This window comes from Pseudomonas sp. Y3 TE3536, assembly GCF_053629175.1.
The window spans coordinates 3,465,158-3,476,503 of record NZ_JBRJHU010000001.1; the positions used below are offsets into that span (position 1 = coordinate 3,465,158).

General features: G+C 64.9%; 2 protein-coding genes. Both read left to right on the forward strand.

Annotated elements, in window-relative coordinates; all coding sequences use genetic code 11:
• Position 1: 1 nt before the first annotated feature.
• Entirely contained in the window at positions 2-7,846 is a 7,845-nt protein-coding gene (locus AB7M33_RS15725; protein WP_454243093.1) for an amino acid adenylation domain-containing protein, read from the forward strand.
• A 145-nt stretch (positions 7,847-7,991) separates the two neighbouring features.
• Positions 7,992-11,345, forward strand: coding sequence for an amino acid adenylation domain-containing protein (locus AB7M33_RS15730; protein ID WP_454243094.1), 3,354 nt, complete (start codon positions 7,992-7,994; stop codon positions 11,343-11,345).
• Position 11,346: the final 1 nt, after the last annotated feature.

Genomic DNA, 11,346 nt, shown 5'->3' on the forward strand with positions numbered 1-11,346 from the left:
CATGGAACTCACTGCAGCACAACGCATTGCCCAACGCTTCGTCGGCCTCCCTGTGGAGCAGCGTCAGCAGATCCTGGAGAAAATGCAGGCCACTGGGCAAAGCTTCCGCCTGTTGCCCATCGTGCCCGCACGCCAGGGCCTGGCGCGCATTCCGTTGTCGTTTGCCCAGCAGCGCTTGCTGTTCCTGTGGCAGTTGGAGCCCGATAGCCCGGCCTATAACGTGCCGATGGCCGTGCGCCTCAAGGGCGCACTCGACCTGGCGGTATTGCAGCAGGCGCTGGATGCGCTGGTCAGCCGTCACGAGTCGCTGCGTACCCGCTTCGTCTCGGATGAAGGCGAGTTCCATCAGGACATTCTCGACGCCTGCCCGCTGGTGCTGGACGTGGTCGAGTGCCAGGACGATGAAGCCGCCTTGAGCGTGGCTGTCGATGCCGCGCTGAAGCAGCCGTTCGACCTGCTGGCCGGGCCGTTGATGCGGGTTACGCTGCTGCGCGTGGACGCTGAGCACCATGTGCTGGCCCTGAGCATGCACCACATCATCTCCGACGGTTGGTCGAGCGACCTGCTGGTGCAGGAATTCATCCAGCTGTACACCGCGTTGGCTGAAGGCCGTCAGGCCGAATTGCCGGCCCTGCCGATCCAGTACGCCGATTATGCGATCTGGCAGCGCGCCTGGCTGGAGGCCGGTGAGGCCCAGCGCCAGCTGGCGTACTGGCAGGCGCAACTGGGTGACGAGCAGCCGTTGCTGAGCCTGCCGCTGGACTTCGAGCGGCCGGCCACGCCGAGCTATCGCGGCGCGGTGCTCAAACTGAACATCGGCGCCGAGCAGGCCGAGGCTCTGCGCACCCAGGCACGCAAGGGCGGCCACACCGTATTCGTGCTGATGCTGGCGGCCATGGCGGTGGTGCTGTCGCGCTACAGCGGGCAGTCGGACATCCGCATCGGCGCACCGAATGCCGGGCGTAACCGCAAAGAGCTGGAAGGCCTGATCGGCTTCTTCATCAATACCCAAGTGCTGCGTGTGCAAGTGGACGAGCGCGCGACCTTCGCTGCGCTGCTGGAGCAGGTCAAGGACGTGATCGGCGGCGCCCAGTCGCATCAGGAGCTGCCGTTCGAGCACCTGGTGGATGCCTTGCTGCCAGAGCGCAACCTGGCCCACAACCCGCTGTTCCAGTTTAAGATCAACCAGCACGTGGCGGCCGGCGACCCCTCGCGCAAGCGCCTGGGCGAGCTGGAGGTAGAAGGCTTTGCCCGCGAAGGAGGCGATGCGCGCTTTGACTTGGCCTTTGACTTCTCGGACAAACCCGAAGGCATCGAGGGGTACTTCACCTACGCCACCGACCTGTTCGAGCAGGCCACCATTCAGCGCCTGGCGGATTCGCTGCGGCGCGTGCTGGACGTGCTCAGCCACGCCCCGCACACGCCGATCGTCGAGCACCTTGAAGTGGCGGCGCAGCAGCAGGCCGCGCCAGCAGCCTACCCGCACCGCGACGTCCTCGCCCTGTGGCACCAGGCGATGGCCCAAGGGCAGGCCCAAGGTGGCGTGCGCGCAGGTGACCGCTTCATGACCCAGGCCGGGCTGGACGCTGCGTCCAACCGCGTGGCCGACTACCTGCGCCAGCGCGGCGTCGGTGATGGCAGCATCGTAGCCCTGTGCCTGCCGCGCTCCATCGAGTGGGTCACGGCCTTGCTGGCAGTCCTCAAGACCGGGGCCGCCTACCTGCCGCTGGACACCCAGCAGCCGCAGGAGCGCTTGCAGCAGTTGATCGTCGACAGTGGCGCTGCCGTGCTGCTGCATGAGCCGGGCGATACACGCTTCGCGGGCCTCGACGGGGTGCAGGCGGTTGCCTGTGAGCCCGCCACCTGGGCAGGCTGCAGCGACAGCCGAGTAGCGGTTGCAGTCAGCCCTGAACAGCCGGCCTACCTCATCTACACCTCGGGCTCGACCGGCCAGCCGAAAGGCGTGGTGGTCAGCCACGGGTCGCTGGCCAGCTACATCCAAGCCGTGCTGGAGCGCCTGCAACTGCCCGCCGGCGTGAGCATGGCCATGGTGTCCACCACCGCCGCCGACCTGGGCCACACCGTGCTGTTCGGCGCCCTGGCCTCGGGCCGCCTGCTGCATTTGTTGCCGCAGGAACTGGCCTTCGACCCCGACGGTTTCGCCAGCTACATGGCGCAGCACCAGGTGGGCGTGGTGAAGCTGGTGCCAAGCCACCTGCAAGGCCTGCTGCAAGCGTCCCGCGCCGCCGAGGTGCTGCCTGCCGAAGCGTTGATTCTGGGCGGCGAAGCGTGCCCTTGGAGCCTGCTGGAAAAAGTCCGCGAGTTGCGCCCGGGGTGCCGGGTGATCAACCACTACGGCCCGACCGAGACCACGGTCGGCGTGCTGACCTTTGAGCCAAGCCAGCGTCTGCAAGGCTGCCGCACAGTGCCGGTCGGTCGCCCGCTGGGCAATGCCTGCGCCCAGGTGCTCGATGGTTACCTCAACCCGCTGGCGCCGCACGTGGTCGGCGAGCTGTACCTGGGTGGGCAGGGCGTTGCCCAGGGCTACCTGGGCCAGCCGGGGCTGACGGCCGAGCGCTTTGTACCGGCTGCGGGTGGCGCCCGCCTGTACCGCACGGGCGACCGAGCGCGAATGAGCGCTGAAGGCCTGATCGAATTCATCGGGCGTGCCGATGACCAGGTGAAAATCCGTGGCTATCGCGTCGAGCCGGGTGAAATCGGCCGAGTCATCGCCGGGTTGCCCGGTGTCAGCGACGCCGTGGTCCTGGCCGTGCCGCTGGAAGGCGATGCCGAGCGCCTGCAGTTGGTGGCCTACGTGGTGGCTGAAGGGGGCATGAGCACGCAGCAGTTGCAGGCGCACCTGCAGACGCGCCTGCCTGACTACATGGTGCCCGCACACATCCTGTTGCTCGAGCGCCTGCCACTGACCGCCAACGGCAAGCTCGACAAGCGTGCCTTGCCCACACCGGGCGCGGTAAGCCGCGGCTATGTGGCCCCAGAAGGCGAGGTCGAAGAGAAGCTCGCCGCCGTGTGGGCCGATGTGCTCAAGCTGGAACGCGTGGGCAGCAGCGACAACTTCTTCGAGTTGGGTGGCGACTCCATCCTCAGCCTGCAGATCATCGCCCGGGCCAAGCGCCAAGGCATCAAGATCACCCCCAAGCAGCTGTTCGAACAGCAGACCGTTGGCCAACTGGCCCAGGTCGCCAAGCGCATCGAAGCCAAGCAACCGCTTGCAGCCCCCGTGGATACCGCGACCCGCGGTGAGGTGGCGCTGCTGCCGGCCCAGGTGCGTTTCTTCGAGATGGACATCGCCCAGCCTGCGCATTGGAACCAGTCGGTGCTGCTGAAACCGGCCCAGCGTGTGCAAGTGGAGCACCTGGAAGCGGCCCTGCGTGCGGTGCTGGAACAGCACGATGCCTTGCGCCTGCGCTTCAGCCGCCAGAACGGCCCGTGGCAGGCCCGCTTCCAGGCCGTGGACGCTTCGCCGGTGCTGCGCCAGCGCAGCCTCGCGGCGTTGAGCGAACTGGACGCTGCGGGCACTGAGGTGCAAGCCAGCCTCGACCTGGAGCACGGGCCGCTGCTGCGTGCCGAACTGTTCGACGTCGCCGATGGCCAGCAGCGTTTGCTGTTGGTCATTCACCACCTGGTGGTAGACGGCGTGTCCTGGCGGGTACTGCTGGAGGACCTGCAAGAGGCTTACCAGCAACGCCTGAACGGGCAAGTCGTTAGCCTGCCGGCCAAAACCTGCGGCGTGAAAACCTGGGCAGAGCGCCTGGTCACTCACGCCAGCAGCCCAGCGCTGCACGCCCAGGCTGACTACTGGCAGCAGGTGCTGCAAGGCAGCCCGGCAGAACTGCCGCGTGACAACCCGCAGGGCAGCCTGGGCAACCAGCATGCCCGTACCGCTGCATCGCGCCTGGATGCCGCGCGTACCGCCCAGTTGCTGAAGCAGGCACCCGCCGCCTACCGCACCCAGGTCAACGACCTGCTGCTGACCGCGCTGGCGCGTACCCTGTGCCAGTGGAGCGCGCAGGACGAGGTGCTGGTGCAACTGGAAGGCCATGGCCGCGAAGACCTGTTCGACGACCTTGACCTCAGCCGCACGGTGGGTTGGTTCACCAGCGTGTTCCCGGTACGCCTTGCCCCTGGCCAGGCGATGGGCCCGTCGATCAAGGCAATCAAAGAGCAATTGCGCGCGGTGCCGGACAAGGGCATCGGTTACGGCCTGCTGCGTTACCTGGGCGATACCCCGGTCCGCGAGCGGCTCAGCGGCACTGCGCAGCCACGCGTCACCTTCAACTACCTGGGCCAGTTCGACAGCAGTTTCACGACCGACGATACCGCCGTGTTCAGCCCGAGCGGCGAAAGCGCCGGGCGTACCCAATGCGCCGGTGCGCAACTGGGCAACTGGCTGAGCATCACCGGCCAGGTGTATGGCGGCGAGCTGTTCCTGGAGTGGACCTACAGCGAAGACGTCTACCACCCGGAAACCATCCAGCAGCTGGCCCAGGCCTACGAGCAGGCACTGGCCGAGTTGGTCGAGCATTGCTGCCAGGCGCAGCACCACGGCGTGACGCCTTCGGACTTCCCATTGGCCGCGCTCACCCAGGGCCAGTTGGACAGCTTGCCTCTACCTGCAGCGCAAATCGCCGATGTGTATCCGCTGTCGCCGATGCAGCAGGGCATGCTGTTCCACACGCTCTACGACCAACAGGCCGGCAACTACATCAACCAGTTGCGGGTCGATGTCGAGGGGCTGGATGTGCAGCGCTTCAAGCAGGCCTGGCAGGCCGCGCTCGATGCCCATGACATCCTGCGCAGCGGTTTCGTCCTGCAGGGCGAGCTGGAGCAGGCCGTGCAGGTGGTGCGCAAATCGGTGGCGTTGCCGTGCAGCGAGCATGACTGGCGTGGCCAGCCGGCGCTTGAGCAGGCCCTGCAGGCGCTGGCCGAAGGCGAGCGCCAACAAGGGTTCGACCTGACCGAAGCGCCGCTGCTGCGCCTGGTGCTGGTGCAAACGGGCGAAGCCCGCCACCACCTGATCTACACCAACCACCACATCTTGATGGATGGCTGGAGCACCTCACGCCTGCTGGGTGAAGTGCTGCAACGTTACGTAGGCATGGCGCCAAAGGCCCAGGCCACGCACTACCGCGACTATATCGCCTGGCTGCAAGGCCAGGACGCGGCGGTCGCCGAAGCCTTCTGGCAGGCCCAGCTGGCCGCGCTCGACGAGCCGACGCGCCTGGCCCAGGCCATTGCCGGTAGTGCGGGCGTTGCGGGCAGCGGCTACGGTGATCATCGCCTGGCCCTCGATACCGAGCAGACCGCCCGCATCGAAGCCTTCGCCCGGGCTAACCGCGTTACCGTCAACACCCTGGTGCAATCGGCCTGGCTGCTGCTGTTGCAGCGCTGCACCGGTCAGGCCAGCGTGTGCTTCGGCGCCACCGTGGCCGGCCGCCCCGCGGACCTCGCCGGGGTGGAAGAGCAGATCGGCCTGTTCATCAACACCCTGCCGGTGATTGGCGCGCCCCGTGCCGAGCAGACGGTAGCCGAGTGGATCAGCCAGGTGCAGGCTTGCAACCTGGCCGTGCGCGAGTTCGAGCACACCCCGCTGTACGACGTACAGCGCTGGGCCGGGCAGGGCGGTGACGCGCTGTTCGACAGCATTCTGGTGTTCGAAAACTACCCGGTGTCCGAGGCGCTGCAACAAGGCGCGCCGGGCGGGTTGCGCTTTGGCGACGTGGCTGTGCAAGAGCAGACCAACTACCCGCTGACGCTGGTAGTAGAACTGGGCGCGACTCTGTCGATGCAATACAGCCATGACCGTGCCCTGTGGAGCGACGAGAGCATTGGCCGGTTGGCGGGTTATTTCACCCGCCTGCTGCAGGCATTGGTCGCCGATGCGGATGCAGTAGTCGGCGAGCTGCCGATGCTGAGCCTGCAAGAGCAGCAGATGATGGTCGAGGGTTGGAACGACACCCTCGCGGCGTACCCGAATGAGCGCAGTATCCACTCACTGATCGAAGCCCAGGTGTTCGCCACTCCGGACGCCCCGGCGTTGGTGTTTGGTGAGCAGACCCTGAGCTACGCCGAACTCAATGGCAAAGCCAACCAGCTGGCGCACAAGCTGCGTGAACTGGGCGTGGGCCCGGACGTGCTGGTGGGCATCGCCATGGAGCGCAGCCTGGAGATGGTCATCGGCCTGCTGGGTATCGTCAAAGCCGGTGGCGCCTATGTGCCGCTGGACCCGGAATACCCGCAGGACCGCCTCAGCTACATGTTCGAGGACAGCGGCATTGCCTTGCTGCTGACCCAGTCGCACCTGCGCGCTGCCTTGCCGATCCCGGCTGGCCTGCGCAGCCTGGACCTGGACAGCGAAAACCTCGATGGCTACAGCGATGCCAATCCTGGTATCGACGTGGCCCCGCTGAACCTTGCCTATGTGATCTACACCTCCGGCTCCACCGGCCGCCCGAAAGGCGCCGGCAACAGCCACCAGGCACTGGTCAACCGCCTGTGGTGGATGCAGAAGGCCTATGGCCTGGACGCCAGCGACAGCGTGCTGCAGAAAACCCCGTTCAGCTTCGACGTGTCGGTGTGGGAGTTCTTCTGGCCGCTGATGACCGGCGCGCGCCTGGTCATGGCCCAGCCGGGCGCCCACCGCGACCCGCAGGTGCTGGTCGACACCATCAACCAGTACGCCATCAGCACCTTGCACTTCGTGCCGTCGATGCTGCAGGCGTTCATGACCCACGAAGCGGTGGAAAGCTGCCGCAGCCTCAAGCGCGTGGTGTGCAGTGGCGAGGCATTGCCGGCCGAGCTGGCGCGCCAGACCCCGCAACGCCTGCCAGCCGCCGGCCTGTACAACCTGTACGGCCCGACCGAAGCGGCCATCGACGTCACCCACTGGACCTGCCGCCCGGACGAAAGCATCAGCGTGCCGATCGGCCAGCCGATCGACAACCTCAAGACCCACATCCTCGAAGGCAGCCTGCAACCTGCAGTACGCGGCAGCGCCGGCGAGCTGTACCTGGGCGGCGTAGGTTTGGCCCGTGGTTATCACCAGCGCCCGGCGCTGACGGCCGAGCGCTTCGTGCCGGACCCGTTCAGCGACAACGGCGGGCGCCTGTACCGCACCGGTGACCTGGCGCGTTACAACGCCGACGGTGTGATCGACTACGCCGGGCGTCTCGACCACCAGGTGAAGATCCGCGGGTTGCGGATTGAACTGGGTGAAATCGAAGCGCGCCTGTTGGAATTGCCAGCGGTGCAGGAAGCGGTGGTGCTGGCCCAGGACGGGCCGAGTGGCAAGCAGTTGGTGGGCTATGTGGTACCGGCCGACAACACGCAAGACGAGGCCGCATTGCGCGACAGCCTGCGTGAGGCCCTCAAGGCCGGGCTGCCGGATTACATGGTGCCCGCGCACCTGCTGCTGCTGGGCAAATTGCCGGTAACACCGAACGGCAAGCTGGATCGCAAGGCCCTGCCGCAACCGGATGCCAGCCTGCTGCAAGGCGAATACATCGAACCCCAGACCGAGATGGAGCAGCAGATAGCGGCGATCTGGGCCGATGTACTGAAGCTGGAGAAGGTCGGCCTCACTGACAACTTCTTCGCGCTAGGTGGCCATTCCCTGTTGGCGACTTCGGTGATCGTGCGCATCCAGGAGCAAGCCGGTGTCTCGGCCGAGCTGAAAGAGCTCTTCGAGTTCCCTGTCCTGGCTGACTTCAGCCGCCAGCTTGAAGGCAAGGCGCCCGTCATCGACGCTACCCAGGACCAGTTGGCCAAGTCCCTGGCGTTGCTCGACAGCTTGAGCACGGAAGAGCTCGATGAGCTGGTTTCCTAGCTTTTTGACTTAGCAGGGACCGTGTGGGAGCCGGCCAACCGGCGCCCACACGGTAAGCGGCGCGAATTTCCATCTAAATCCTTGCCAGTGCTCAATCGTCTACCTACGGAGGAAATTGAAGAGCTGATTTCTTAGGAGATTCCCTGTGCAAGAGCTGCTCGATACGGTCGTATCGTTGTCCACCCAAAAACGTAAGGCGTTGGCAGCCTTGCTCAAGAAACAAGGCGTCAACCTGTATGGGGTCACGCCGATCTTCCCGAGGGATCCAGAAGAGCCGGTACTGCTGTCCTATGCCCAGCAGCGGCTGTGGATACTGTCACAACTGGGGGAGGTGAGTACCGCGTACAACCTCTCGTCCGTCTTGCGCTTCAAAGGGCAGTTGGACACTGCTGCCCTGCAGCGCAGCTTCGAGGCGTTGATCGCCCGTCACGAGACATTGCGCACCACCTTCCGCCTGGAAGGCGAGCAGGCCATACAAGTGGTCCATGCGCACACCCCCTTCGAATTGATGTTCGAACAGCTGGAGCAGGCCGATGACGCCAGCGTGCGTCGTCACGTCGAGCGCGAAGCCCATCTGCCCTTCGACCTGCAAACGGGCCCGCTGTTGCGGGTGAAGTTGCTGGGGCTGATGCCGGGCGAACAGGTGCTGGTGCTGACCCTGCACCACATCGTATCTGACGGCTGGTCGATGCCGCTGATGATCAATGAACTGGTGCAGCTCTACCAAGGCTACAGCCAAGGGCAGGCAGTGGACCTGCCTGTGCTGCCGGTGCAGTACGCCGACTACGCCATCTGGCAGCGAAACTGGATGGAGGCCGGCGAGCAGGCGCGACAGCTCGCCTACTGGACCGAACAACTGGGTGACGAACAGCCCGTGCTGGCGCTGCCCACCGACCGGCCGCGGCCCACGACCAGCAGCTACCACGGCGCCCGCGTTACTGTGGCAATCGACAGCACGCTGGCTGGCGCGCTGAAGCAGTTGGCCCAGCAACAGGGCGCGACGCCCTTCATGGTGTTGCTGGCCAGCTTCCAGGCATTGCTGCACCGCTACAGCGGGCAGTGCGATATCCGTGTCGGTGTGCCCGTCGCCAACCGTAATCGGGTCGAGACCGAGCGGCTGATCGGCTTCTTCGTCAACACTCAAGTGCTGCGCGCAGAATTCGACCTGCAGATGACCTTCACTGCGCTGCTGCAACAGGTCAAGCAACGTGTGCTGGGTGCTCAGGCGCACCAGGACCTGCCGTTCGAACAACTGGTGGAGGCCCTGCAGACCGAGCGCAACCTCAGTCACAGCCCTTTGTTCCAGGTGATGTACAACCACCAGACCCAGGCCAAAGGCGAGCGCCGCCGTCTGCAGGGGCTGGAGATGGAAGAACTGGCCTGGGACAGCCACACGGCCAAGTTCGACCTGACCTTGGACACCTTCGAGCATGAGCAAGGCATCAGTGCTGCGCTGACCTATGCCACTGACCTGTTCGAGGCTAAGACTATCGAACACATGGCCCGGCACTGGCTGAACCTGCTGCAGGGGATTGTTCACGAACCACAGCAGCGCGTTGCCGATCTGCCTCTGCTGGCAGAACAGGAGCAGGCCCGAATCATTCAGGACTGGAACCGCAACCCGGCGAAGTTCCCCAGCGAGCACACGCTTCATCAGTTGATCGAAGCCCAGGCCGCGTTGTCGCCGGATTCACCCGCCTTGAGTTTTGCCGGCCAGACACTGAGCTACGGCGAATTGAACCGCCGCGCCAACCGCTTGGCGCACAAACTGTGCGAACTGGGTGTCGGGCCCGACGTACTGGTGGGGCTTGCCGTGGAGCGCAGCCTGGACATGGTCGTCGGCCTGCTCGGCATCCTCAAGGCGGGCGGCGCTTATGTGCCGCTAGACCCGGAATACCCCCAGGATCGCCTTGCCTACCTGTTCGAGGACAGTGCCATCGGCTTGTTGGTGACCCAAAGCCACGTGCGCGATGCCTTGCCGATTACGCCAGGCATGCAGACCGTGAACCTGGACGATAGGGCGCTGGCCGACTACAGCGAGGCGAACCTGGATCGCGTGGTATCACCGCAGAACCTGGCGTATGTGATCTACACCTCGGGTTCCACGGGCAAACCCAAGGGTGCGCTGCTGGCGCACCATAACGTGGTGCGCTTGTTCGCGGCGACCCAGGACTGGTTCCGGTTCGATGCCAGCGACGTATGGACGGTATTCCACTCCTACGCGTTCGATTTTTCAGTGTGGGAGCTGTACGGCGCGCTGCTGTATGGCGGCAAGGCGGTCATTGTGCCGAGGGATGTGGCGCGTTCACCGCAAGATTTCCATGCGTTGTTGGTCAGCGAGCAGGTCACAGTCCTGAACCAGACGCCCTCGGCGTTTCAGCAACTGATCCCGCTGGCCTGCAACGCAGCGCAGGCTGGCAACCAGCTGGCACTGCGGCATGTGGTGTTTGGCGGTGAGGCGTTGGATGTGAGCAGCCTCAAGCCCTGGTTCGACGTTTTCGGTGACCACCTGCCGCGCCTGATCAACATGTATGGCATCACCGAGACCACGGTGCATGTGACCTATCGGCCAATCCGTCGGGATGACCTCAAGCAGGTTGGCAGCAGCCCGATTGGCGAGGTGATTCCTGACCTGAGTTGGTACCTGCTGGACGGCGCCTTGAACACGATCGTGCCCGGTAGCCAGGGTGAGCTGATGATTGGCCAGGAGGGCCTGGCACGTGGCTATCACGGTCGCCCGGCGTTGACTGCAGAGCGTTTCGTACCGAACCCTTTCGATAGCCACGGTGGCCGCCTGTACCGCTCGGGAGACTTGGCCCGCTATGGCGGTGATGGCGTGATTGAGTACCTGGGGCGCATCGATCACCAGGTGAAGATTCGTGGTTTCCGTATCGAGTTGGGTGAGATCGAAGCACGCCTTCAGGAGCAGGGCGCAGTGCGCCAGGGGGTGGTGGTTGCCCAGGATGGCCCGCATGGCAAACAGTTGGTGGGGTATGTGGTACCTGTCGACAGCGCGGTCCTGGACAGCCTCGAAGGCCAGGTTGTGCTGCGGGCTTCCCTGCGCGAAGCGCTCAAGGCAAGCCTGCCAGAATACATGGTGCCGACTCAGGTGCTGTTCCTCGCCAGCTTGCCGCTGACCGGCAACGGCAAGCTGGACCGCAAGGCGCTGCCGCAACCGGATGCCAGCCTGCTGCAGGGCCAGTTCACGGCGCCACAAAGTGCATTGGAGCAACGGATCGCAGCGGTCTGGGCCGATGTGCTGAAGCTGGACAAGGTGGGCCTTTACGACAACTTCTTTGAACTGGGTGGCCACTCCTTGCTGGCGACCCAGGTGATGGCTCGCCTGCAGGTTGAGCTGGGCATCAACTTGCCGCTCGCCTTGCTGTTCCAGGCCCAAAACCTACAGGCATACGCAGCCATGATCAGTGGCTTGAATTCCAATACCGATGCAGACCTGGACGACCTCCAGGACTTCATGAGCGAGCTTGAGGCAGTTTGAG

Excerpts from the sequence above, each read along its gene's own strand:
- AB7M33_RS15725 (WP_454243093.1), top strand. The coding sequence starts at position 2 with ATGGAACTCACTGCAGCACAACGCATTGCCCAACGCTTCGTCGGCCTC.